Below are 24,939 nucleotides of genomic sequence, written 5' to 3'. Positions count from 1 at the left end.
TACTGGCTTAGTAATAGTCTAATTGGAAAAACATAAGAAGTCAACAGTGTTTCAATACGTTATTTCTCATTTTTTTTTTATAAAACGAAAAAAATTGAGAATTTCCTTTAAAAAATATATTTTCTTAATTGAATCTCTTTGATTTCACAGCAAAATCTACATTTATAGGAGCTTTTATTAGCCGTCAAAAAAATGGTCAAATAAATAGATGAAGGAATGAGTTGAAATGTCTAAAAAAGGGGAAAATATTTACAAACGAAAAGATGGAAGATGGGAAGGTCGCTATATAAAAGGAAGAAATAAAAGTGGCTCAATAAAATATGGCTATGTATATGCAAAGAAATACAACGAGGTTAAAACAAAGTTGATTGTTGTAAAAGCTGAACTAATTGGAAGTGGGAACAAGGAGTATAAAGAAGAACTACTGAAAGGTTGGTGTGATTTTTGGTTAGAGAATGAAGTGAAAAACGTAGTTAAAAGTTCTACGTATGCACAATATCACTGGTTGTGTAATAACTACATAGTTCCTTTTTTTGAGAATAGCTATCTACATAATATAACGGAAGATAAAATTCAGACATTTATTATTACCCTTGAGAAACGAAAGTTAGCTTCCGGAACTATCAGAAATATTTTCGCCTTGTTAAGGAAAATGCTAATCGCAGCAGAAAATAACCAACTTGTACTTGGGAGTCCATATAAAAAAATTCGATTACCACACAAAAAAAATAACTCTATCATTGCCTTATCTAGAACAGATCAACGAAAGTTAGAGGCCATTGCTTTCAACGAAAGAGGGTGCTCACCAATCATTTTATCTCTATACCTTGGTCTTAGAATTGGTGAAATCAGCGGATTGAAATGGTCAGATATTGATTTTAATAAAGAAGTTGTCTATATAAAACGAACAGTTTCTCGAGTAAAAACTTCCTTTGAAACAGAAAGTAAAACCAATATAATTATAAGCACTCCGAAAACCGAACAGTCTTGTAGAGTCGTACCATTGTCAAATAAAATATTGTATTACTTGTTAAGTAAAAGAAAACACAGCGAAAGCGAGTATGTGGTAACGTGTAAAAATAACTTAGCGGAGCCCAGAGTAATTCGCTACCGTTTCAAAAGCTCTATTAAAAAAGCTGGAATTTCCGATACACATTTCCACATTCTTCGACATACGTTTGCAACCAGATGCATCGAAATGGGGACAGATATAACTAGTTTGAGTAAATTGTTAGGACACACATCTGTTAAAATGACGTTAGATATTTATACAGATTCAATGCTTGAAAGTCGCAAAGAGGTTGTTCAAAGGTTAGATCAACTAATGTTTGACGAATTTAAAAATGTATCAGTCAGGTAAAAATCGTAATTCCGACTAATGCCAACGCCATAACTTTAAAAGTTATAGCGTTGGCATTTTTATAATTTATTATTTCTATTAGATATTTTTACGCCGTCATTGAACCGTCAACAACTATTTTTGTGTGAGTAACAACAATACTTACAGCGCTTTTTCCTCTTTGTACAACAATGAGGAAAACTTTTTGTCGTGTGATGATCATCATTAAATTGAGTATAACATGATGGAAAACTTAAAAAAAACATTATGATTGTTATATTATTTTTGAAAATAGCATTATATAAAAATAAGTATAAAAGGAAGGACAGTATATGTATAACATCGGAGTTGCTTCATTTCCAGTGGCACTTTCTAAAGATTACTTAGAAAAAATCAATGAAATTGGTCAGATAAAATTGATACATGAAGAAAATATCCATCAAGTTAGTCAAGAGATAGACTGTGTCATTATTCCAGATAGTAGCGGTGATGATAATGCAATGAGCCTTACTTTGAAAAACATCATAGAAATCAAAGCCGTAACAAACAAATTAGTCTGGGTCTTAACAAATGAGATGAGTAGTATTAAAAATATAGTTTTTTTAAAATTAGGTGTAGATGGTGTTTTACCCGCAAATGATTTTCCAGAAGAATTTTTATTAGTGGTGAAAAATGCATTACATCGTCAGCAAAATGATCGGTTCCATAACCAACAAAATAGAAACACAATTTTGGCGCAACAAGATAATCAATTAAGTTCTTGTAAAATTGAGCTTTATCCTAACAATTTAAGTGTTGCAATAAATGGCCACAAAGAAGTAAGTCTGACGAGACTTGAGTATCGGGCTTTTGAAATTTTATACCAAAAAAGAAACAAAGCTGTAACCTATAAGGAAATATATGAGTTTGTCTGGAAATCAGAAATAAATGAAAAGCAATATCGCGTAGCCAATATTATCTTTCATTTGAGAAAAAAAATAGAAGCTAACGTAGATGATGCCAAGATCATTAAGACTGTTCGTTCAATAGGTTATCTGCTCAGCGAATGATCATTGTGCGAGTAGGATCGTGTGAAAAGCCCAATAAAGAAGCAAAGATTTTTTTCTTGCTCACGTTTAGGACCGCGAGCAAGAAAACTAGTTTTAGAAAGGAGTTGAAAAAATGAAAATAGGGAAAAAGGTATTCGCTTTCGGTATAACTGGAGTATTACTGGTATTTGGCAGCCTCTTTTTTATGAATCAGTCTTCAATAAAAGCTTCTGAAACGATATCTAATAAGATTAGCTTAGAGCAAACGGAAAAGCAAGTTCAAGCATCTTCAAATAATGAAGCATATTTCTCATTAAGCGTAAAACCTTCAAAGAAAGATCAACTAATTTTATTAGAATACTCTGATGAAGTTACCTTTGATAAAGACAAAATTCTTGAGATGAACAAAGAAAAAATCTCTCTCGTCCAAGTCGATGAGGATAAAGATCAGTTAGAAGTAACACTTAACAAAGAGTCAAAACAAACCGTACTATACTTCCAAGCTATGACTAACTCTAGCACCAAACAGACCATTCAAGCATCAACTGAACAAGAGCGTTCAAACGAATTAGTGATAGGAAAAGAAGAAACGTCTGTAGAATCTTTCTCTGTTCAACCAGATGAAAAATTGCAGGGTCGTGCTACTTTAGCAACACCTTACACAGAGGAATGGACAGAGATATATACAGCAGAAGAAGCCTCAATAATAGCCGGTGAAGGAAAAGAATTACGTTATGGGTTTGGTCCAACAGAAGCTATTGGAACAACAAGTATTTCTGGTAATAAACAAAAGCAATTTGCTATTCCTAATGTAACTTTCATGGATAATGACAAACGAGTTCAGCATATTTACCATACTCAAAATCCTATGAGTAAACCAGAAGAAGCGGGACAATCATTATGGACAAGTTATGGTTTGATCTATGCTTTCGGTAGCAATACAAGTCCTAGTGTTTTTAATACGGGAAGCCATATTACCAGTGAAGGGTATAAGTATTACAAACGTATTTTACCAAATGGCATGACTGTGTATAAATTAGTTTATAACACAGAATTTAGCTCTAAAAAATTGCGTGTGGAAATTTTAATGACTGGTAAGACTACAGGGACTGTAAACGTTGAATACACTGTAACAAATACTGGTACAAATCGAGAAGCGAATTTCATCGTTGGTTCGATGATTGATACCGAGCTAAATAAGAATGATAAGGTGCCAATTTATGCGATTGGAGACAATAAAGGTGTCTATATCCAAGATGCTGGAGAAAATGGCTATAAACTTCAGTATCTTTTTACCGGACCAGATCATGTCCAAAACTGGACCGGAAAACATTGGATCCAAGGGACTAATACACAACCTAGAGATTATTTCTTAAGCCAGTTTTTCAATTATGATGATTCAGGTTTTACAGCATTAGATTCACTTGGTTATGAAGCTCAAAATTATCCGGCAGATCAGTTGGTGTATGTAACAACTGACCTTAGAAAAATGGATACGGCTATCTTTATGAAAAATCAACCAACGTCACTTGAAAGTAATGAAAGCACCAAAATGGCCTATGATGTAACTATCGGTCTGCCTGGAAACCCACCAGAAGTCTTCATTGATCAAGCTGACCAAGAGCTAATCCAAGGAAATGATTTTGAGGTTACAGGACAATGGCGTGATTCCGAAAGTCCACTTGTAGATCTATATTACACGCTTAACGATGGAACAGCGGTCAAATTTGGCGATAAAGTTCCAAATGATATGACTAATCCTGGTAAAAAGATCGATTGGAAGTTCACGTTGCCAAAATCAGCATTGACACTTGGAAAACAAGTAATCAAAGTCTACGCGGTAGATGGTGAAGGACATACTTCGGAGGAGAAAATTCTAAACCTGACAATCAAAGCTGGAGAGGCTGATTTGACTATTAATTTTGTTGATGAAGAAAATAATGTAATTCATCCAAAAATTGTTTTAACGAGAAAAGTTGGTAGTAAGGTCGATTTGACGAAAGAAGCAGATGTGCTGAAAGCGGTGAATGATCAGCTAGAAAAGAAATATGAAATCGTCAGCTCACCAATGCCAGAAAATGCCATTGAGATTGTTGAAGGTGGTCGTGCCGTTACGTATCAATTTAAAGGTCGAATCGTATTAGTTTCTGCTCCTACGGAAATTGATTTTGGAACACAAATCGTTAAGGCAGAGGAAAGTGTGATCGAAGAGCCTGTTCGAATTGATGGTGCATTAGTCATTCAAGATAGTAGAGCAACAAAAAAACCTTGGAAACTACAAGCCCGCATGAAACAAGAATTGACAAACAGTAATCAAGAAATTGTAACAAATGCAGTTCGTTATATATATAGCGGCAATGAAGTTACATTGAATGCTGGAATGCAAGATGTTGCAGTGGGTACAAATAAAGATGGAACACCTAATAAAGTTAGTGAGAAGTGGTCAGCTTCAGGAGATGGTTTTAAACTAAAAACGGAAGTTGGCGCTGTTAAAGAATCTGGTATCTATGTAGGTATTATCGAATGGGAATTGCTTGAAGGACCATAGAAGGAGAGGGAAAGAATATGAATAAAAAATTTTTACGTATCAGCATTCTGACCATCTCTATTTTAGGTCTCATGATTTTTTGGAAGCCAGTGACATCTTTTGCAGATGATGGTGGTCAAGTTGGCCATGAAGCGGTGATTGAATTTTATCGAGAAGATGAAAAAAAAGACCCACCAACGACTACTTCAGAGTCAAAGACCAATTTAAATGTTTCTGAAGGACCCCAAAAAAGTAAACCAATCGGACGATTTCCTCAAACTGGAGAAATCGTAAGAAAATCATTGATGCTTAGCGGCATAGTTCTTGCTTTATCGGCACTTTATGTCTATGTGAAAAAGCAAAGAAAAGAAAACGAAGGAGAGACCAAACCTTGAAAAAGATACTAACATTCACTTTTTGTTTCTCTATCCTTCTTTTGCTCATTCCAGATACTAAGGTTCAGGCTCAGTCTGCTACAAATGAAGGGACGATTGGTTTTGATGCATCGCTTATTCCGCCACAAGTCGTGGATCCAGAAAAACCTGTGAAGCCAGTCGATCCAGGGCCAAGTCCCTCAACAGAAGGGTTCTTGAGAATTGATTTTGTCCCTAGATTAGACTTTGGCCGAAATCGAATATCAAAAGAAGATCAGTTTTATCAGGCTAGAGCACAATTGTTTCATGACAATACGGGGGCAAGAGGTAATTTTGTTCAAGTGACCGATAGTCGCTCTACTGGAGCAGGTTGGACCTTACAAGTTCGTCAAGAGACAAATTTCATGATACCAAACAATGAAGCATCTGAACTAAAAGGATCGTATATTTCATTAGATAAATCGTGGACAAACTCTTCGATGGACAAAAAATATGCACCATCATTAGTAAATGATGTTATCAAAATTGATAAAATTCAAACAACTTACGATTTAGCTAAAGCTGATAAAGGAAGAGGTCAGGGAATTTGGAGTGTAGAATTTGGCGCATCTGCCGAAAATGAAAATGATTTAGAGTCTACACTCGCACCGCTCGTTGATGAAACAGGTCAACCGATTCTTGATCCGAACTTTGAAAATAAGCAAATGTATGAAAACAATGCAGTAACATTTTTTGTTCCAGGATCATCTGATAGAGAACCTGGAAAATACCAAACGGTGCTGACTTGGATATTATCCGAGTTACCATAAATATTAAAAGATAAATAGGGGGAAACACAAATGAAAAAAAGAACACTATGTTCTATCGCGTTATTAGCTGCACTAGGTGCAAATGTATTATTACCAGCTGCGGCAAGTGCAGATAATGGAAAAGCAACTCAAGCAAATAGCCAAGGAACGATCGATTATGTAGAAGATTCTGGTAAAAATACAGATAAGGATCCAGAAATCCCTACAGATGAAGTTACACCACCATACACTCCAAATCCAGATAATGGTCCATTGAAAATCGATGGTGTTTCAAGCATGGATTTCAAACAACAAAGTGCTGTCTTAACTGACGAAAATTATTTTGCTCAACAAGTGGAAATTGATAAAAACGGAACAAAAGAAAAGCGTGGTGTTTATTTACAATTAACAGATAAACGTATTGATAAACGCGGAAAATGGGCTTTAAGAGCTTCAATGACTCAACAATTTAAAGCGACATCTGGAAATCTTTTAGACAATGCTACAATTAGTTTTAAAAATCCAATCGTTGAGACAGCAACAGATGCTGCTGTTAGCCCTCATGCCGTTTTAGCATCGACTGGGTCAGCATTTGAATTAAAACAATCAGGGAATGTAATTGACGTATTAGAAACAAAAGATGCTAAAGATGGTTTTGGTACGTATACAGTTGCTTTTGGTAATACTCCTGCTTATCATACTGCTACTGGAAAAGGTACAGCTGAAGATACAACTGGTGTACCAAATGCAACAAATGCTAACAAAATTGAAAGTGGTTCAGTATCACTCTTCGTTCCAGGTAAAACTGTGAAAACGAAAGAAGCGCACACTGCGGTTGTTTTATGGGAACTTGCAGAAGTACTTTAAAATTAATAACTGAATAAATAAACCGAGAATGTTTTAGAAGGCAAGCTCACTAATTATTACGAGTTTTAGTAATTGGGGGCTTGTCTTTGAATGAGAGGATTTGTTTTACGTTTATGAAAAAAAATTTTCAGCAGCTAACTATGACTTTCTTTTTGATCATTTCAATTTCTTTTGTTCATGTCCAAATAAGTGAGGCTTCCGCAGATCCTTCAGGAGCAGTTGGTTTTTTATATAAAACCAACCATCCAGAAAATCAAATTGATGAGTCAGGCTATTTTAATTTGAGAATGACACCTGGGCAAAAGCAGAAAGTATCAATTACATTATCAAACCTCAGCAAAGAAGAAGTCACCGTCAACGTCGGATTGAATAGTGCTAGAACCAATTCAAATGGTGTTCTTGAATATGGAAAAACAAAACTTGATAAAGATGCTTCTATGAAGTTTGATTTTACTGATATTGTAAAGGCACCTAAAACAGTAACGCTTCCTCCAGAATCGGATAAGGAGCTAGAGTTAGAAATCAATATGCCAGAAACTAGCTACGAGGGCATTATTTTAGGCGGGATTCAACTACAAAAAGTAGCAAAAGAAGATCAAAAGAAAAAAAATACTGGTACAACAATCATTAACGAATATGCTTATACGATTGCAATGTTGCTTAGAGAAAGTGATACAAAAGTTGAACCTAAAATGGGGTATCTTAAAACTTATGGAACTCAGCCGAATGGACGCAACACGATTGTTGTCGATTTGGCAAACGAAACGTCTGATTTGCTGGATGATTTGACTGTTGAAGTTCAAATCATGCCTGAGAAAAATGATGAAGTACTATATGAATCGAAAAAGACAAAAATGAGAATGGCACCAAATACGGTTTTAAACTATCCAGTCAGTATGGAAGGTCAAGCGATGATTCCAGGAAAATATCGTGCACATGTCAAAGCAGCATCCGAAGATAAAACCTGGGAATGGACTGAAACGTTTGAAATTACCAAAGAAGAAGCTGATAAGTTTAACCGTGAAGACATTGGTCTCGATCAAGAACGCGGAATTGATTTTAAATTAGTCGCTATGATCATAGGAGGCATTTTAGGGCTTATCTTGATTATTTTCTTTGCTATTCATTTTGCGACAAATAAAAAGACCAAGAAAAAGAAACGCCCCTCTAAAAAAAGGTAGGACGGAAAGTTGGAAGAGATAAAATGACATTATTAGATTGGATTGCAGTCATAAGTTTAGCGATAGCAATTATCTTTCTTCTTTTTATTTTCTTGTTCTTAGTTGGGATTATAAAGACCGGAAAAGAACAAAAAAAAATTCTTTTGATCCGAACAAAAAATAAACGTAAAAGAAAAGTAATTGCCAGAAAAAGGAGACAACTACAGAAGAAAAAGAAAAAAAGCGTCATTGCTAGTTTCTTATGTTTTATTGTCATGCTGATAGGCATTGCTACTTCCATGTTTGCGGTTTATTATCAATCAACGAATTTAGGGGAAGAAGATAAAAAGGCAATTGTTTCCGGATATTATAATCTTCGGGATATTGAGGATCAATTACTCTTAGCTGAATCTGGTGAAGGGGAGCGGGCTGAGCAAAATTTAAAAAACCTCTCTTTACGACTAGCTGCATTTGCCTTGAATAGAGCAGACTATCGTATTAATGGTGATGGACAAATTCGTATCAATCGTTATTATTCTTCAATGAAGGAGCTGGGGATCAATCTATCTTCGCAAGAAAAAGGCTTTTATAGTGATCCATCTTTGCTAGAATCTTTTAAAGGGGATATTGAACGTGTGAAGAGAAATGAGCAGGCTGTGATCAAACAATTTAAGATAAATGAAAAATCATTGGCAGAAAAAAAATAGCGGAGTTAAATGTTTATGGCACATACAAGGCATCCATCAAAAACCAAAAATAAGTTACGCAAGCCTTCAAATAAAAGTGATGTAAAAAAACGCCTAAAGAATAAAAATAAGGCTCCAGTGATGCGAGACCAAAATGAACTTACTAAAAGAAAAAAGCAGACAAATCAAAAAACAAAGAAAAAAAGAAATTCAACGCATTACAAAAGAAAAAAACAAAAAAAGCTTGTTCGATTTAGTATTGAAATCAGTAGTTCAATCTTGATTACATGCATTTTTATTTGGGGGCTTTCTTTATTCTTATTTACCTTTGCTAAAGTAGAAGGATATAGCATGCTGCCGACACTCTCTGAAAATGATTTTGTGTACATCAATCGTCGTGCGAGGATTACTCGCTTCAGTATAGCTTATTTTAAGACTCCTGATCAACATGGAAATACGATTCGACGCATAATTGGTTTGCCTGGCGAATCTGTGCAATACAAGAATGATAAGCTATTTGTGAACAATGAAGAATTGACAGAGCCATTTATTGATCATAAAGAAGTAACAAAAATGCAAAGTATGAATACTTTCTTTACAGAAGACTTTGAAGTAAAAGCTATCAAAAATGGTCAGCTAATCATTCCCAAAGACTCATACTTAGTATTGGGTGACAATCGACCCTATTCTACTGACAGTCGATATTATGGTTTTGTTCCTAAGAAAAATATTATCGGAGTTGTCAAAATGAGAATTTTACCCATACACATGATAGAAAGTTTAAATCGATAAATAGCTTATACAAGCTATTTTAGATGATATAAAAAACATAGGAAATCTAAAAAATCAGAGTTTATTACATATGTTGGTTTATTTTTATCATAAGAAATAGCCACATATTTACGAAAGGATGAACGGATCAACTGCTAATGAAGAGTGATTCGATATTTCTTTCAAATCTATTTGATAATTTTGGTTTTTTTAAAGGGTCACTTAAAAATATATTTCGAGGAGATGTTATAAATGAAAAAGAAATTATTAGTTATGTTTTCACTAGCAATGGGGCTATTCATTTTAGTAAGCTTCGGAGGGCAACAAGCCGAAGCAACGACTGCAAAAAACACATATTTTGAAGCTCAAACAGAGGTAACTAGTGCAAAATCAAGTAACCCTAGATTAGTTTTAAAAGGAGAGGTTACAGTTACTACTGAATCAGAAACTACAACTAAATATGCCAAAATTTACACAGTCTATAACAATAGAAAATTTTATGACAGCTGTGCAAAATTAATTTCTACAACACCAGAATACGATTCTAAAGGTCTTGAAACAGGAAGATATTTCCATGTTTACAAATTCTGTGGCTGCAAAGTAAAATAAATAATTAAGTAAATTGAGTGACTTCTTTAAAAACTATTATTATATACAAAACCAAACAAAAAGACTTTATTTTTTGTTTGGTTTTTTTGTTCTTTAAATCAATTGGAAAGCGTTTTCTTGGTGTCGTTTTAAAATAATTTCATATAATCGAGTGAAAAATATCAGTTATATACCAAACGAAACAAAAAAATATTAAATAGTAGTGTATATTTATAATGATATAAGGTATATTAAATTCATCCTATTTATTTTAATTATTTGTTTTGAAATGATTTTGGAGTAAGATTTGTTTGTTGGAAGGGGTATAGAGATGACTAGAAAAGGAGAAAATATTTATAAACGGAAAGATGGAAGATGGGAAGGCCGATATATAAAAAAAAGAGACAGTGAAGGTAGAATTATTTATGGATACACTTATGGAAAACGATATATAGAGGTGAAGTCAAAATTAATTATATTAAAAGCGCAATATTATGAGCCAAACGCTCTTAGGATTTTTAACGGTGATCTTGAAGAATGGAGTGTTTATTGGCTATATCATTATAAAAAATCCACTATCAAACAATCCACATTCTTTAACTACAAGTGGCTAATAAAAAAATATATTCTTCCTTATATTGGTGAAAAAAGAATAGGTGATCTGACGAATGAAGATATCAGAAGCTATATTGAAACGTTAGAAAAACTTGGGCTATCACATGGAACAACCAATAATATTTTTATTTTACTTAAAAAAATTTTAGAAGAAGCAGAAAATCAAAACATAATTTCTTCTAATCCTTGTCGAAATATCAAATTGACTAGAAAAAAATATAGGAATAAAGTGCCAGTTGCTCTGACGATGAATGAGCAAAAACAATTAGAATATTTTGCTTTCAAAGAAAAAGGCTGTTCTGCAATTATTTTAGCCTTGTACTCAGGTCTTCGGATTGGTGAGATTAGTGGTCTTAAGTGGTCAGATATTGATTTTGAGAACGGAACTATTGGTGTTAATCGTACGATTTCTAGAGTGAGCAGTCATAGCGAAGAGAACAAAACAGAAATACTGATTGGATTTCCTAAAACAGATCAATCATCACGGGTAGTGCCGTTAGCCGAAAATTTGAAAAAATACTTGCTTGCCAAGAAAGCATTGTCTCATTCAAGTCATGTTGTATCGTGCAAAAATAAAATGACTGAACCTAGAGTAATCAGATATCGGTTTAAAAAAGTTGTAGAAGCCTCAGGAATTAGAAATATCCATTTTCATTCTTTGCGGCATACATTTGCAACCAGATGCATAGAAAAACGCGTAGATATATCCAGTTTGAGTAAGCTTTTAGGGCACACTTCGGCAAAAATGACTCTAGATACGTATGCAGATTCTGTACTTGAAAGTCGACAAAAAGCAATTTTCAAAATAGATCAGTTGATGAATCATCAATTAGAATAAGAAGAATTGATAGTTGGAGTGAATATAATAGATGAAAATATTTTTAATTGATAAACAATAGATAAATAAAATTAGTGTCTAGTGAGAGAGTTATTTTCTATCATACTAGGCACTTTTTTATTTTCAGCTTGTCCTCTTTTGATGAAAATATTTTCATTGTATAAGCTTTCGAAAGAAAATACTTGAAAATATTACCGAAATCGTTTTCTTTTTATGAAATCCAGAGTATATTGATTAAGAAAAGAGCGGGAGGGAGAAGATTAAATGAAGAGAATACATGTAGTCGCCCATACTCATTGGGATCGTGAGTGGTACTTTAGTGATAATGAAGCATTTATTCAATTTTCTTATCATATGGATGAGGTGATTTATGCATTAGAAAATAACGAACTGGATTATTATTATTTGGATGGACAATTGAGTATTTTAGATGATTATTTGAAAGTATATCCAGAAAAAGAAACGAAGATCAGAGAACTTGTTGAAGGAAATAAACTATTTATTGGACCTTGGTATACACAGATGGACGAATTTGTGGTTGCGGGAGAATCAGTTGTTAAAAACTTACAAATTGGAATTGATATGTCAAAACGTCTAGGTGGTCATACATCATTAGGCTATTTACCTGATTCGTTTGGTCAAGGTAAAGATATGCCGAAAATTTATAATGGCTTTGGGATCGAAGACGCTGTGTTTTGGCGGGGGATGCCAAATGAAGTCACAAAGAGCCGGGAATTTTATTGGACGGCCGAAGATGGGTCAAAAGTTTTAACGATCAATATCCGTAATGGCTATTATGCTGGAGTGGCTCTAGTTGAAGGTGAAGTTTATCAGAAAAAAGCTATGTTAGATCTTGTGTCTCAGGATAATGCTACAGATATCGTTACTTTACCAGTGGGTGGCGATCAGCGAGCAGTTGATCGAAATTTGAAAGAAATTATTCAAGAAATCAATGAACAATTTGGCGCTGAATATCAGATTGAAGAGAGCAATTATCCACATATTTTTACTTTATTAAGAGAAAAAACAACAGAGTTGCCAACTGTTCAGGGTGAATTTATGAGTGGTAGCGTTTCAAAAATTCATCGTTCGATTTATTCATCAAGATACGATCTAAAAAAATTGAACGATACGATTGAAAATCGTTTGATTTTTCAATTAGAACCTTTAATGCTACTAGCTGATGATTTAGGGATTCCATTTAAACGAGAGCTTTTGGATTATATTTGGAAATTACTGTTGAAAAATCATGCTCACGATAGCATCGGTGGTTGTAATACAGACAAGACGAATGAGATGATCTTAGCGAGGTATAAAGAAGCAGATCAATTATCATACTCCACGATTGATTATCTTGTAAGAAAAATTTCGGAATCAATAAAAGGAATTCAAGAGAATGACTTAGTGCTATTTAATACTCTACCATATACTAGAACAGATACCCAGATAGTAGAAGTCAGTACCAAACTTGAAAAAATCAAGCTGTTTGATGAAAGGGACAAAGAATTAGAGGTACAAATTTTATCAACAGAAAAAGTATATGCTGGTGAAGTCAGAAGATCAGAAAGTGATTATGATGAATCGAAGTACTACTATATTCACAAGATAAGTTTAGTCAAGGAAATCCCAGCACTTTCTTATTTGATCGTTACTGTAAAAGAGCAAATTGAAGTCAATGAAAATGTAGAAACAGTCGATTTTAAAGAGACTATGATTGAAAATGCAAATTATAAAATTATTTTTTCAAAGGGAAATTTCTCGATTACGGCAAAAGAGCAGGGAAAGACTTACGAAAACTGTCTATTTATTGAAGAGTCAGGTGATGAAGGTGACACATATGATTATTCTCCTGCTTATCATGATCAAGTCCATCAGTTATTATTTGATACACCTGATGTTTCCGTTGAAAATGGACCGCTACTTTCTGAAATGATAGTAACAGGCAAGTGGCAAGTTCCAAAAGATTTAGAGGCCAGAAAAGCACAACAGACGAATGCTGTCATCGACTATACCTTTACCTTGTCATTAAAGAATGATTCTAAGCGAATTGATATGAAATTAAAAATCAATAATCAAGCGCTGGATCATCGTATGCGCTTAGTTGTAAAAACACCCGTTGAGACTAAAGTCAGCTACGCAGATACTTTGTTCGGAATTGTGGAAAGAGAGAATCAAGATCCTCATATTCACGATTGGAAAAAATTAGGCTGGAAAGAAGAACCTACAGAAATCTATCCGATGATTCATTATTCAAATATTCATGATTCGGCAACAAGCTGGACTGTGATGAGTAAAGGAATCAAGGAGTATCAAGTGGTCGACAACAACCTGTTTATTACATTGTTTAGAGGAGTAGGATTTTTAGGTAGACCCGAATTGTTGAGAAGACCTGGAGATGCTTCTGGCAACCAATATCGTTATATCCCAACACCTGATAGCCAAGTATTAGGTACTCTAGAGATGGAATTGTCATTATTAATTGCTGATGTTTTTGATCCAGTAATCAGTCAAAAAGAGTATCAAGTCTATTCAGTGACATGCCCGTATTATCAAATGCAAACCTTGAATCGTTTTACTAACCCTATTCAATATTTTCAAAGTAATAAAGTAGACCATTTACATGATTTAAAAAAATTCATAAATTTAAATGACTCAAAACTGGTCTTTAGTGCATTAGAATTAAGCCGTGATGAGCAATGGATTAATCTTCGTTTATACAATCCATCTTTAACTGAGGCGGTTCTGGATGAAAAAATCACTTTACCAACTGAAAGCACTGTTCGTTTTGTCGATTTAAATGGTAATATACTTGAATCTTTGGCTAAGGTAAAAGAAATTTTATTAGGTGAGTTTAAGCCAGGACAAATTAAATCAATCTCAATAGAAAGATAACATAGGAAGGGTGAGTTAAAATGAAAATAAATATCGAAAAAATTCAAGATCCATTACTAAAGATCGCCAATAAAGTTGATAACAACAGTGTTTTACAAGCAATTAAAAATGCTTTTATTAGCAGTATTCCCTTTACGGTTGTGGGGTCATTTTCCAATTTAATCAAAATGCAGATCGATGCATTTTTTGGAGAGACGGCCATCGGCCAAACGGCATCAGCAATTTTTGGCAATGTCTATTTAGGAACTTTGGGTATCGTAGCGTTATTGATCGTATTTTCTACTGCTTATAATTATGCTAAAGAGTTGATGAAAAAACATCCTGAGGCGAATATCAATCCATTGTTAGCAACCTTGTTAGCTTTTGCGGCATACTTTGTTATGGTGCCTAATAATGTGAATTTTGCTGATAATTCTGCTGAAGCTATTCAAGGTTATGCGAATAATTTCTTTAGTTATGAAGGAATGTTTACAGCCTTGATTGTGGGTTTACTTGCAGTATTCTTCTATTCAATTTTGGCGAAGCATAAAATTGCAATCAAATTGCCAGGTAATGTGCCGCCAAATGTATTTGATTCATTCTTTGCATTAATTCCAATTTCAATTGTGTTGCTGGCTTGTTCTATAATGAAAGTCGTGATCGAAGCTTTTGATTTTAATTCGTTTATGGATCTGGTCAGTCAATTATTTGTGCAACCGCTGACTTCTGTTGGAACAGGGTTACCTGCAATTATCGTCGTTATTTTATTAGAACAAATTTTGTGGTTCTTAGGTCTGCATGGCTTTAATATTGTTTGGGGGGTTGTTTCTGCTCTATGGCTGCCGATTTTCTTAGAAAACGTGGCTAAATTTGCTGAAACTAAAAGCTTTGCTGATATTTCAGTGGCACCAAATACAATGACAAATGTGTATGCAATGATCGGAGGATCTGGTGCAACATTTGGCTTAATTCTTGCAATCTTGATTTTTACCCCTAAAACCTATAGTGGTCGTGAAGTTGCGAAACTTTCATTTATTCCAGGATTATTTGGGATCAATGAACCAATCATTTTTGGCTTTCCGATTGTATTAAATCCATTGATGTTTATCCCGTTTGTCTTTGTACCGGTCTTTAATGCGATTGTTGCATATATTGTGACTAAAATCGGTTGGGTCGTTCCGTTGGTCGTGTTAAATTCAGGAAATGAACCGATATTTATAAGTACTTGGATTTTAGGAGCTTTTCATCTAAGTCCAGTAATCTTGACAGCTGTTTTAGTTGTTTTAGATATTTTCATTTATGCACCATTCGTACGTATGAATATGAAATTTGATGAAAGCCAATTACTTAACGCACAAAACTAGTATGTCAAAAATAACAAGAGACAAGCGTCGTTTAAAATAACCTTGTCTCTTGTTTTCTTCACTATAGAGAAAGGGGTCGTAAAATGGAAAGTTATATAGAGTTGATTATCCAAGCAAATGAAAAGAAATTTACTGATGTAGAAAGAGTTATTGCGCAGTACTTTCTGGCTGGAAATAAAGAGCTAGGGATTCAGGAACTAGCTAAGGAGCTAAGTGTTTCTAATTCTTCGATTACTCGTTTTTGTAAAAAAATTGGGTTGGCTAATTATAAAGAACTAATCTACCTCTATAAATACTCAAGTAAAGGAAGCAAGAAACAAGCGGATTCCAGTATTGGCTATGTGAATTTGAACTACTCTTTATTACTCAATGATATTATTGAAAAATTGGATAAAGATGAAGTCAAAAAAGCAGCTCTGATGATTGATGGGGGCCGTCTTATTCACTATTGGGGAACGGGGTACAATGCATTTTGTGGCGAAGACTTTCAGTTTAAATTTTCACGACTTGGAAAAATTGTGAATGTAATCAAGGATGAGCATTCAATTGTGATGATGGCTCATGGGGTTCAACAAGGAGATCTTGTTGTTTTGTCTTCGATTTCTGGTGATAATGAAGCCGTTCAGGAAGCAGTAAGAATTGTCTCTGAGAAAAATGCTAAAGTGATTGTGATTACTGCAAATGAAAAAAGCCCGTATAAAGAGTTTTCTGAGGCCTTCTGTCTGACAAGTTCGATGGGTAAAAAAGATATGGGGGGAATATCGCCTCAAATTCCTGTGCTAACAGTAATCGATATACTGTATACAGAAATTTTGGCAATGTATCACGAGGATACAATAAGATCATGGATAAAATCAGAAGTAATTTTAAAAGGAAAATAAAAGGGGAGTATTTAATGACCGTAAACTATTCAAAATCAGTAATTGACAATTTAAAAAAACAAGTCGCAGAGCGCTCCAGTAATCCTAGATGGAGTGAAGTATTTTCTAATTGTTTCGATAATACACTGGAAACAACCGTTAAATCTACAGAATATGGAGATACATTTGTAATCACTGGTGATATTCCAGCAATGTGGTTGCGGGACTCATCTGCTCAAATAAAACCTTATTTAGCCGTTGCAAATGAAGATAAGACAATCAAGCAACTTATTTGCGGCTTAGTCGCCCGTCAAATTAAATGTATATTGATCGATCCCTATGCAAATGCTTTTAATGAAACTGAGAACGGACATTGTTACCACCAAGACATCACAGAGATGAACGGTTGGATCTGGGAACGAAAATATGAGGTCGATTCGTTGTGCTATCCAATTGAATTAGCTTATTTATTATGGAAAAAAACTGGTGAGACAAAACAGTTTACGGAAGCGTTCAAACAAGCAGCACAAGTGATCGTCGAAGTTTTTGAAACAGAACAGCATCATGAAAATTCTCCCTATCGTTTTGAACGTGTTGGCGAACGGCCTGAAGACACGCTTTCTAATGGTGGACTAGGTGAGCCGTGTAGTTACACTGGGATGATCTGGTCCGGTTTTCGGCCAAGTGACGATAGTTGTACATATAATTATTTAATTCCAGCTAATATGTTTGCTGTCGTTATATTAAGGTATCTGGAAGAGATAGCTGAAGTGATTTATGAAGATAATGTGTTGGCTAAAAAAGCAAAACAGCTGAAAAATACAATCGATCAGGGCATTTCCAAATGGGGAATTGTTGAACATCTTGGCAAAAAAGTTTATGCTTATGAAGTTGATGGTCTAGGTAATTATCTTTTAATGGATGATGCGAATGTACCTAGTTTACTTGCGGCTCCTTACTTAGGTTATTGTTCAGTTGATGATACTGTCTATCAAAACACGCGGGCGCTGATTTTATCTGCCGACAATCCTTATTACTATGAAGGAACCAAGTTAAAAGGAATTGGTAGTGAGCATACGCCTAAAAACTATGTTTGGCCGATTGCCTTATGTATTCAAGGACTAACAACAAAAGATCAGTCAGAAAAAGCAGAGCTTTTAAATACACTGGTTCAAACAGACGCAGGCACTAACCATATGCATGAAGGGATCAATGTCAATGATCCGATGCAGTATACTCGTGAATGGTTTTCATGGGCGAATATGATGTTTTGCGAATTACTTTTAGATTACTTAAAAATTAACAAATAGGAGAAAAAGCAAATGAAAAAATTTCCAGAGCATTTTTTATGGGGGGCTGCTACATCAGCTCCGCAATCAGAAGGGCATGGTTCGTTGAATGGAAAATCGCCTTCTACATGGGATAAATGGTATGAAATAAATCCAGAGAAATTCCAAAAAAATCAAGGTCCCGAGCACACCTCAAATATGTATGAAAACTACATTGAAGATGCCAAAAGAATGAACGATATCCATATGAATTCTTTTAGAACATCTATTGCGTGGACACGGTTATTACCGGATGGCAAAACAATCAATCCGGAAGCTGTCACTTTTTATCGCAATTATTTTCATGAGCTACATTCAAATGGTGTAAAACCAATCATTAATCTGTTTCACTTTGATATGCCTTGGTGGTTGATGGAAAAAGGTGGTTGGGAATCACGGGAATCAGTCGATGCATTTGCCTTTTATGCTGAGACCTGTTTTGAATTGTTTGGCGACTTGGTTGAGTATTGGACTACTTTTAATGAGCCGATGGTTCACGTAGAATGTGGTTATTTGTATGGTTATCATTATCCGGCTATTCATGATTTGAAAAAGGCCGTTCAGGTCGCTTTTCACACCATAATGGCACATACTATGGCCGTTAAAGCATTTAAAGCTGGAAAATACTCTGGAAAAATTGGAATTATTTTAAATGTCTCTCCATGTTATCCAAAAAGTCATTCCACAGAAGATTTGCGTGCGGCAGAACTTGCTGATTTATTAAATACAAAGAGTTTTTTAGACCCAGCTGTTTTAGGAATATTCCCTCAAAAACTAATCGAATGTTTAGCCGATAATCAATTGTTACCTAAAGTAGAAGTACAAGATCTACATTTGATCCAAATGAATCCGGTCGATTTTATTGGTATGAATTATTATCAACCTCGTCGTGTTCAGGCGCCAGCTACTGTCAATCATCCAGCGGTTTCTCCAGCAGATTTTTATGAGCATTACGATTGGCCGGACAAGAAGATCAATCCTTATCGGGGATGGGAAATTTATCCAGAAGCTTTGTATGATGTTGCGATGATGATTAAAGATCAATACAACAATATTCCTTGGTTCGTTTCTGAAAACGGAATGGGGGTAGCGGATGAAGAACGATTTATGGATCAAACTGGCATGATTCAAGATGATTACCGTATCGAATTCATGATTGAACATTTACAACAACTGCATAAAGGAATTGAAGCTGGGAGTAATTGTTTTGGCTATCATACATGGACATTTGTTGATTGCTGGTCTTGGTTAAATGGATATAACAATCGCTATGGCTTTTATCGCCTGGATTTAGAAAACGATCAACGAACATTAAAGAAAAGTGGTATCTGGTTTAAAGAACTGATCGATCGTAATGGCTTGTTATAAAGTCAGAATCGAAGTAGTGAGGAAATTGTTTAAACTAAAAAGTGCAGACCAAAACGAAGGATGAACGTTGGTCTGTGTTTTAAATATGGATAATTGACAAAAATAAAGCGTTCTCCTAAAACCGCTTTTGCTATGCTCTTTTTGATGCTATACTTATGAAAAGAAGCATACCTTTGTAAGTGAAATGGAGAAATAGGGATGAATAATAGGGAACAACAAAAAAAATTTGCTGAACAATCTACTATCAATAATAGTACATTTGATGTGCTAAATACAAACCAAACTCGTTATTCTAGTGGTCAAGGAAAAGAGGTCCTTCCGACTGATCGAGAAGAATCGAGAATTTCCAACTATTATTTTTTAACGGGGGTTATCTATGTTACTGGGTTTTTATTTGGGATTGGATTATTTTGTTTAGTTGTTCTTCTAGGAGAAAAAATTGTATCATCCGCATTTTATGATAGTACAGCATTTTTAGTGTATGTATTACTTTTTTGTGTGATCATGAGCTATTTATGGGTTTTTATAGGGCTAAAACTTGCTAAAAAATATAGGAGAAAATGAACATGGAAATATTGGTGAGGAAACGAAGTAACGACTTGATACAGTTATAGCTCTGATAGAGGCTGTATTGAGTTAAGAATTTCTATCAGAATTGAGCATAACTGTATCGAACTTACACGAAGAAACAATTTAATGTAAGGGAGTTTTCGTTATGAAAAAGAAAGAGTTAAAAAAATCTTGGCAAATGATTGAACAAATTGAATGTCAGGGCTGGGATTTTTCATATATGGACAATAGATGGCGGCAAGAGAATTTACCTTGGAGTTATTCAAAGCTTGTACGCGATTATTTATCTAAGGAAATGAGCCTCTTAGATATGGGCACTGGTGGGGGAGAATTGCTCCTGACGTTTGGACATCCATATACTAAAACAGCTGTAACAGAAGGATGGGCGCCTAATTATCTTTTGCTAAAACAAACGCTTCAATCATTAGGTGTGACGGTCGCTTTTGTTGATGAGAGTGACCGATTAAGCTTTCAAGATGATTCTTTTGACTTGGTTTTAAATAGTCATGAGTCCTATGATCCAAGTGAAGTATGTAGAGTATTAAAGCCGGGTGGGGTCTTTATTACCCAACAAGTGGGGGATCGAAATGGACGTGTTCTTGCAGAGAAACTGCTTATGACGCCGCTTCCCGAAAAAGCTGAGTGGTCGCTGAAAGCTGCGAAAAAAAACTTGTTAAAAGAAAAATTCGAAATTCTTTTTGCTGAAGAATATTTTCCCTATCAAGACTTTTATGATATGGAAGGATTGATTTATTATATGAGAAGAATTCCTTGGGAATATCCTGATTTTTGTGTGGAAACTCATTTTGAGCAATTGCTGATGTTGCAAAATGAACTTTTGGCTAAAGGGGTTGTTCATAACCAACAGCATCGCTTCGTATTAGTTGGAAAGTTAAGCAAATAGTATAGAAAAAAGCGTATAGTTAACTACTTTAAGTTTGACTATACGCTTTTCTCTATACTATTATTTGACGACAAGAACATTACAAGGTGCATACTGTACAACATAACTCGTTGTAGTACCAAGCTGATTTGATTGAATCATCCCTTTACCAGTTGCTCCGACAATAATCAAATCAATTGCTTGATTTGTAGGAATAACTGCTGAGATCATTTCTTTGGGATTACCGATTTCTACTAAAGGTATCACATCATTCAATCCCTGCTCAGTAGCATAATAAATATTTTTTAATAACTCTTTTTCAATTGCTTCTTTTTCTTCAGCAAGTACTTTTGAATAGGCGTAAGAGCTGTGTCTGATTGCATTTTCGTCAACAACAGATAATAAATATAAAGTGGCATTTTTTTCTTTTGCAATAGCGACACCATGCTGTAGAGCTAACTCAGCATTTTTTGATCCATCAAGTGCAACTAAGATATTTGAGTAGTTATTGATCATTTTAATCAGCACCTTCCTTTATCTATCTTCATTATAGCATGTTCATCACAGTAGGTTAAATGAATTGATAGAAGAGCTGATAATAAAAAAGTGATGGAGGAATAACTCGAAGAGTCATGCCTCCATTACATGTAATGATATAACAGCCGAAACGAAAGTAGCTATTTCAACTTAAACATGTTGTTTAAGTACTTACAAGCCAAGGAATGGTGCTGGGTTAACAAACCCACCCCATAAGCTAGTTGAGATGCTAAAGTGCAAATGAACACCTGTAGAATTACCAGTTGTTCCCATACCGCCTAACATTTGTCCTGCGGTAACATTTTGTCCTGCTGATACACTTAAGCTGCTCATGTGCAGATAATAGGAATAATACCCGTTATCATGTTTGATTACAACGTGATTTCCTGCCATTCCGCTATAATTTGCGCTAACAACTTCACCAGAACGCGCGGCCATAATAGGGGTTCCGCTTGCTCCACCAAAATCAATTCCATCGTGGAACGATCCAGAAATACCAGTAGGATCTTCACGACCACCAAATCCACTAGTAATCGTTAGGCTCGCAACAGGAGCAGACCACCCACCAGAAGATGCTGGTGGCGTAGGTGCTTGTTGTTCAGTGTTAGAGCTATCACTTGCAGTAGAATTGTTAGTTAAATCAGGAGCAGCTTTTTGAGGCTGCTCTTGTTCTGCGGCTTGAGCAGGGGCTGGTGTTGCTACTTGTTTGGCCTTCGCTTGTTCTTTCGCTTGCTTTTCAGCAGCGGCTTTCGCTTGTGCTTCTTTTTTCTTTTCCTCAGCAATTGCCTTCAATTGAGCTTCTTTTAGTTTTACAGCTTCTTCTTTTTGCTTAACGAACTTATCTTTTTCAGCTTTTTCAGTTGCAAGATTAGCGGCTATTTCGTTGATTTTCACATTTTGCTCTAGTTTTGCTTCAGCTAATGCTGCTTCTTTTTCTTCAAGCTCTTCCGTTTTTTTCTCAAGAGCTGTTATTGTTTCTGTTAAAGATACTTTCAATGTCTCAAGTTCTTTTTTATCGTCTTTTTGAGCAGTCAAAATATCGTTATTTGCAGTGATCAATGTGTTGACAGCCAAGGCTTTTGAAATTGCATCAGAAAGTGATTCAGCACTTAGTATAACTGAAAGCATTGATTCTTGTTCATGATTTGTTTGGGTAACTCTTGCTTGGGCTTTTAATTGATCATTTCTCTTTTCAATCTTCGTTTCTAAATTAGAAATATCAGCATTTAGTTTATTCATTTCTGTTTCATGTTTTTGCTTTTCAGAAAGGACCGTTTGGTATTCAGTTTCAATCGTTGTGATTTCATTTTCTAACGTTGCTAAGTAGTCCTTAGCATCTTGTTCATTTTTTACGATATCTTCGATTTTCTTTGTTTGATTTTCGATTTTTTGGTCGATATCATCCGCTAATACGCTCATTGGTGCCGTATTTACTAATAAAATAAATGAAAGTGTAATCAGTAGTTTTTTCTTCAAGTGACGTTCCTCGCTTTGTATTTATCATTTTTAATCGTATCACTTTTTTCAAAGTAACCGTTAGGAGTCTTTAATAACACAAGCTAAAGTATACCATAATGATTAAAAAATAATCAGAATTAACGAGCGAATTAATAAAATATGGCGAAATTTAAAATCTTGCAATAAAGGTATCATCTAAATGTAATATCTGACACTTACAATTAATAAGAAAGTATTTTTGTAATAGTGGGAAATGATTAGGCATTGTACTCAGAATAGAATTCATCTAATAAGCGGATTAACTCTTCTTTTGTTTGGTCGTATTTATTCAATGCATTTTTCTTAGCCAAAGGTTTTCCTTTATTGTGCTTTTTGAGGAGCTTAGTGTAATCAATCACTTTTGATGTAGGCTTTTTTCTGTAAGTGACATCATTGGTGATGATTTCTGATAAGATAGTAAAAATTTGAGTGATTGATAGATAATTTTGGGTTGTTTCAGTACGATTTAATAAATCGAATACAATATATAAGACTGTCGCATTGATTTCCTTTTTATTGGAATCATGTAATAATTCTTCAATCATCGGCAGAAAATCAGTTCTGTAGCGATCATTTTGTTCAATTCGATACGTTGTAAAATCTTCTGAAATAAGGGAAACATTTTGTTCTGAAAGTTCTAGCTGATAACTCATCTCAAATAAATCTGGAAACAAATCATTGGCTGCAAGTAAGATCTTCAAATCTTGAGAATAAGTGATCTTTTGCTTTTTCAATACTTCAGTAAGTTGTTTTAGCTGTTGTTTATCTAACTCTTGCTTCAATTCTGCTTCAGATAATAATTGCTTGACATACGTTTCAAAATCCCCATAACGAATCCAATCAACTGTTGTATTACCGAAGAGTGCTAGTTTTTCCAAGCGTTCTTGGTTGGGCAAATTATTTCCTTTTTCCCAATTATTTACTGTACTGGCACTAGAATTTCCAACTAATTTTGAAAAACGAGCCATTGAATATTTATGTTGTTCTCTGATCTCCTTGATTCTTTTACCAGCTGCTTTTAAATCGATTTCCAAATGAATTACCTCCTAGAATACTCTTTCTCCTACTATATCACTATTTCAATAATAGGTGTACCGTTTTTTTTTCATTTTGTACTTGAAATTGCTTGTTTGAAATGATATAGTGTTTGTACCGAAAATTATTCATTTTGTTTATTTTTCAGTATGGATGAATAGATTGAAGCCGAAGTTTATGTTTTTTAAGCGTCGCTTTATTTGTGGGATGATGCTCAGACAGCTTTTAATTTTATTTACTAGTTATTTGAAATGGAAATACCGAAAAACGTTCATTAAAAGGAGGAAGCTAAAATGAAAAAAATAGCAAGGATCGAGGAACTAAAAAATCAGCAGCTCTATCAATTCTTAGAAAAACTCAACAAGGAGATTCCCTATCAAGAAAATAAGCAAAAAATCGAAGCATACTGTGTCCATCAATACAAACTGTTGGTGAACATGTCTTTTAGTGCGAATATCTTACATAAAGGGTTAGATTATGCAAGGCATCTATACAATCATGTAGTGAAAATTGAATACACTCGGTTATGTAAAATGATCATAAAACAAGATTTTGATAAAGTAATAAAAGAAGAGCTATTAAAAAAAATGAAAAAAGCTCAAAATGAATTACTTTTACATTCTCCGATGACAAAAGAGTCAGAAGGGATCGATATATTTTATGGATTTACAGGAGGAAACCGTAAAAAATACAAGGCGAATCGAAATGCGATCAAACAGATGTATGAAGTAATCAAATTAGAGTCAGAAAAAAGTGTGTCTAGGTACATCAAAGATTCATTTAGTAGAAAGCGAAGCAAGATTAAAGAGAAAAGGGCATACGCACTTTGGTTATTAAAAAGCTATACTTGGCATTAAGTCATTTCTTACAGTTAATATACGCAAAAAATAGGCATTTATGTGAGAAAGAGACTTTATTTTTTGAAAAAGACATGTTGTGCTATGCTTGATATGAGAGCTTACTGATCTTTAAATACGATACTGGTAAGTAAGCATGTTATCCAGATAAAAACTTTAATAGAGAAAGAAGGCATTTAAGTGAATAA

At 34.5% G+C, this 24,939-nt stretch carries 22 protein-coding genes; 19 read left to right on the top strand and 3 right to left on the bottom strand.

All coding sequences use genetic code 11. The annotated features are described in order from the left end of the window. The first annotated feature begins 226 nt into the window (after positions 1 to 226). From RV15_RS13555 to RV15_RS13470, 18 genes are all read left to right on the top strand, one after another. Positions 227 to 1,360, top strand: a complete 1,134-nt coding sequence (locus RV15_RS13555) for a tyrosine-type recombinase/integrase (RefSeq protein WP_071878556.1) — start codon at positions 227 to 229, stop codon at positions 1,358 to 1,360. Positions 1,361 to 1,671: 311 nt separating this feature from the next. Beyond that, complete coding sequence (locus tag RV15_RS13550) at positions 1,672 to 2,388, top strand: winged helix-turn-helix domain-containing protein (protein ID WP_071878555.1); 717 nt, start codon at positions 1,672 to 1,674, stop codon at positions 2,386 to 2,388. Between the two features lie 112 nt (positions 2,389 to 2,500). Continuing rightward, the gene (locus RV15_RS13545; protein WP_071878554.1) at positions 2,501 to 4,915 is read left to right on the top strand and encodes a MucBP domain-containing protein; all 2,415 of its coding nucleotides are present in this window, start codon (positions 2,501 to 2,503) and stop codon (positions 4,913 to 4,915) included. Between the two features lie 17 nt (positions 4,916 to 4,932). After that, positions 4,933 to 5,289 (top strand): LPXTG cell wall anchor domain-containing protein, encoded by a 357-nt coding sequence (locus tag RV15_RS13540; protein ID WP_071878553.1) that lies wholly within the window; start codon positions 4,933 to 4,935, stop codon positions 5,287 to 5,289. Next, positions 5,286 to 6,077 (top strand): WxL domain-containing protein, encoded by a 792-nt coding sequence (locus RV15_RS13535; RefSeq protein ID WP_071878552.1) that lies wholly within the window; start codon positions 5,286 to 5,288, stop codon positions 6,075 to 6,077. Before RV15_RS13540 ends, RV15_RS13535 begins: the two co-directional genes overlap by 4 nt. Before the next feature lie 30 nt (positions 6,078 to 6,107). Beyond that, on the top strand, positions 6,108 to 6,923 hold the full coding sequence (locus RV15_RS13530; protein ID WP_071878551.1) for a WxL domain-containing protein: 816 nt from the start codon (positions 6,108 to 6,110) through the stop codon (positions 6,921 to 6,923). Between the two features lie 113 nt (positions 6,924 to 7,036). Continuing rightward, entirely contained in the window at positions 7,037 to 8,104 is a 1,068-nt protein-coding gene (locus tag RV15_RS13525; RefSeq protein WP_071878550.1) for a WxLIP family cell surface protein, read from the top strand. 23 nt (positions 8,105 to 8,127) lie between these two features. After that, on the top strand, positions 8,128 to 8,790 hold the full coding sequence (locus RV15_RS13520; protein WP_071878549.1) for a hypothetical protein: 663 nt from the start codon (positions 8,128 to 8,130) through the stop codon (positions 8,788 to 8,790). A 9-nt stretch (positions 8,791 to 8,799) separates the two neighbouring features. Then, a complete protein-coding gene (gene lepB / locus RV15_RS13515; protein WP_245791379.1) occupies positions 8,800 to 9,561 on the top strand; it encodes a signal peptidase I in 762 nt (253 codons plus the stop codon). Positions 9,562 to 9,792: 231 nt separating this feature from the next. After that, a complete protein-coding gene (locus RV15_RS13510; protein ID WP_071878548.1) occupies positions 9,793 to 10,149 on the top strand; it encodes a hypothetical protein in 357 nt (118 codons plus the stop codon). A gap of 310 nt (positions 10,150 to 10,459) precedes the next feature. Further along, a complete protein-coding gene (locus tag RV15_RS13505) occupies positions 10,460 to 11,581 on the top strand; it encodes a tyrosine-type recombinase/integrase (RefSeq protein ID WP_071878547.1) in 1,122 nt (373 codons plus the stop codon). 264 nt (positions 11,582 to 11,845) lie between these two features. Then, positions 11,846 to 14,473 carry a glycoside hydrolase family 38 N-terminal domain-containing protein gene (locus RV15_RS13500; RefSeq protein WP_071878546.1) on the top strand — a complete coding sequence of 876 codons (2,628 nt, stop codon included), beginning with the start codon at positions 11,846 to 11,848 and terminating at the stop codon, positions 14,471 to 14,473. 20 nt (positions 14,474 to 14,493) lie between these two features. Beyond that, a complete protein-coding gene (locus RV15_RS13495; RefSeq protein ID WP_071878545.1) occupies positions 14,494 to 15,816 on the top strand; it encodes a PTS sugar transporter subunit IIC in 1,323 nt (440 codons plus the stop codon). Between the two features lie 83 nt (positions 15,817 to 15,899). After that, positions 15,900 to 16,697, top strand: coding sequence for a MurR/RpiR family transcriptional regulator (locus RV15_RS13490; RefSeq protein WP_071878544.1), 798 nt, complete (start codon positions 15,900 to 15,902; stop codon positions 16,695 to 16,697). Between the two features lie 14 nt (positions 16,698 to 16,711). Then, entirely contained in the window at positions 16,712 to 17,986 is a 1,275-nt protein-coding gene (locus tag RV15_RS13485) for a glycoside hydrolase family 125 protein (RefSeq protein ID WP_071878564.1), read from the top strand. 12 nt (positions 17,987 to 17,998) lie between these two features. Next, a complete protein-coding gene (locus RV15_RS13480; protein WP_071878543.1) occupies positions 17,999 to 19,372 on the top strand; it encodes a glycoside hydrolase family 1 protein in 1,374 nt (457 codons plus the stop codon). 198 nt (positions 19,373 to 19,570) lie between these two features. Next, positions 19,571 to 19,936, top strand: coding sequence for a hypothetical protein (locus RV15_RS13475; RefSeq protein WP_071878542.1), 366 nt, complete (start codon positions 19,571 to 19,573; stop codon positions 19,934 to 19,936). 151 nt (positions 19,937 to 20,087) lie between these two features. After that, positions 20,088 to 20,846, top strand: a complete 759-nt coding sequence (locus tag RV15_RS13470) for a class I SAM-dependent methyltransferase (RefSeq protein ID WP_071878541.1) — start codon at positions 20,088 to 20,090, stop codon at positions 20,844 to 20,846. Positions 20,847 to 20,906: 60 nt separating this feature from the next. On the opposite strand, the gene RV15_RS13465 is transcribed toward RV15_RS13470, so the two are convergent. The 3 genes from RV15_RS13465 to RV15_RS13455 form a co-directional block, all read right to left on the bottom strand. Next, positions 20,907 to 21,341 carry a universal stress protein gene (locus RV15_RS13465; protein ID WP_071878540.1) on the bottom strand — a complete coding sequence of 145 codons (435 nt, stop codon included), beginning with the start codon at positions 21,339 to 21,341 and terminating at the stop codon, positions 20,907 to 20,909. Between the two features lie 192 nt (positions 21,342 to 21,533). Further along, positions 21,534 to 22,838, bottom strand: a complete 1,305-nt coding sequence (locus tag RV15_RS13460) for a peptidoglycan DD-metalloendopeptidase family protein (RefSeq protein ID WP_083429187.1) — start codon at positions 22,836 to 22,838, stop codon at positions 21,534 to 21,536. Between the two features lie 239 nt (positions 22,839 to 23,077). Continuing rightward, entirely contained in the window at positions 23,078 to 23,893 is an 816-nt protein-coding gene (locus RV15_RS13455) for a helix-turn-helix domain-containing protein (protein ID WP_071878539.1), read from the bottom strand. A gap of 294 nt (positions 23,894 to 24,187) precedes the next feature. On the opposite strand from RV15_RS13455, the gene RV15_RS13450 reads away from it, so the two are divergent. Then, a complete protein-coding gene (locus RV15_RS13450; RefSeq protein WP_071878538.1) occupies positions 24,188 to 24,751 on the top strand; it encodes a hypothetical protein in 564 nt (187 codons plus the stop codon). The last annotated feature ends 188 nt before the right edge of the window (positions 24,752 to 24,939 follow it).

It is taken from the genome of Enterococcus silesiacus, assembly GCF_001886225.1.
GTDB lineage: Bacteria > Bacillota > Bacilli > Lactobacillales > Enterococcaceae > Enterococcus_L > Enterococcus_L silesiacus.
Note: the sequence above shows the minus strand (reverse complement) of the source record. Positions and strands in the feature narration are given on the sequence as shown.

What these genes read in the sequence shown, in the direction of transcription:
- RV15_RS13555 (WP_071878556.1), top strand. Translation starts at nt 227, where the DNA reads ATGTCTAAAAAAGGGGAAAATATTTACAAACGAAAAGATGGAAGATGG.
- RV15_RS13550 (WP_071878555.1), top strand. Translation starts at nt 1,672, where the DNA reads ATGTATAACATCGGAGTTGCTTCATTTCCAGTGGCACTTTCTAAAGAT.
- RV15_RS13545 (WP_071878554.1), top strand. Translation starts at nt 2,501, where the DNA reads ATGAAAATAGGGAAAAAGGTATTCGCTTTCGGTATAACTGGAGTATTA.
- RV15_RS13540 (WP_071878553.1), top strand. Translation starts at nt 4,933, where the DNA reads ATGAATAAAAAATTTTTACGTATCAGCATTCTGACCATCTCTATTTTA.
- RV15_RS13530 (WP_071878551.1), top strand. Translation starts at nt 6,108, where the DNA reads ATGAAAAAAAGAACACTATGTTCTATCGCGTTATTAGCTGCACTAGGT.
- RV15_RS13525 (WP_071878550.1), top strand. Translation starts at nt 7,037, where the DNA reads ATGAAAAAAAATTTTCAGCAGCTAACTATGACTTTCTTTTTGATCATT.
- RV15_RS13520 (WP_071878549.1), top strand. Translation starts at nt 8,128, where the DNA reads ATGACATTATTAGATTGGATTGCAGTCATAAGTTTAGCGATAGCAATT.
- lepB (WP_245791379.1), top strand. Translation starts at nt 8,800, where the DNA reads ATGTTTATGGCACATACAAGGCATCCATCAAAAACCAAAAATAAGTTA.
- RV15_RS13510 (WP_071878548.1), top strand. Translation starts at nt 9,793, where the DNA reads ATGAAAAAGAAATTATTAGTTATGTTTTCACTAGCAATGGGGCTATTC.
- RV15_RS13505 (WP_071878547.1), top strand. Translation starts at nt 10,460, where the DNA reads ATGACTAGAAAAGGAGAAAATATTTATAAACGGAAAGATGGAAGATGG.
- RV15_RS13500 (WP_071878546.1), top strand. Translation starts at nt 11,846, where the DNA reads ATGAAGAGAATACATGTAGTCGCCCATACTCATTGGGATCGTGAGTGG.
- RV15_RS13495 (WP_071878545.1), top strand. Translation starts at nt 14,494, where the DNA reads ATGAAAATAAATATCGAAAAAATTCAAGATCCATTACTAAAGATCGCC.
- RV15_RS13490 (WP_071878544.1), top strand. Translation starts at nt 15,900, where the DNA reads ATGGAAAGTTATATAGAGTTGATTATCCAAGCAAATGAAAAGAAATTT.
- RV15_RS13485 (WP_071878564.1), top strand. Translation starts at nt 16,712, where the DNA reads ATGACCGTAAACTATTCAAAATCAGTAATTGACAATTTAAAAAAACAA.
- RV15_RS13480 (WP_071878543.1), top strand. Translation starts at nt 17,999, where the DNA reads ATGAAAAAATTTCCAGAGCATTTTTTATGGGGGGCTGCTACATCAGCT.
- RV15_RS13475 (WP_071878542.1), top strand. Translation starts at nt 19,571, where the DNA reads ATGAATAATAGGGAACAACAAAAAAAATTTGCTGAACAATCTACTATC.
- RV15_RS13470 (WP_071878541.1), top strand. Translation starts at nt 20,088, where the DNA reads ATGAAAAAGAAAGAGTTAAAAAAATCTTGGCAAATGATTGAACAAATT.
- RV15_RS13465 (WP_071878540.1), bottom strand. Translation starts at nt 21,341, where the DNA reads ATGATCAATAACTACTCAAATATCTTAGTTGCACTTGATGGATCAAAA.
- RV15_RS13450 (WP_071878538.1), top strand. Translation starts at nt 24,188, where the DNA reads ATGAAAAAAATAGCAAGGATCGAGGAACTAAAAAATCAGCAGCTCTAT.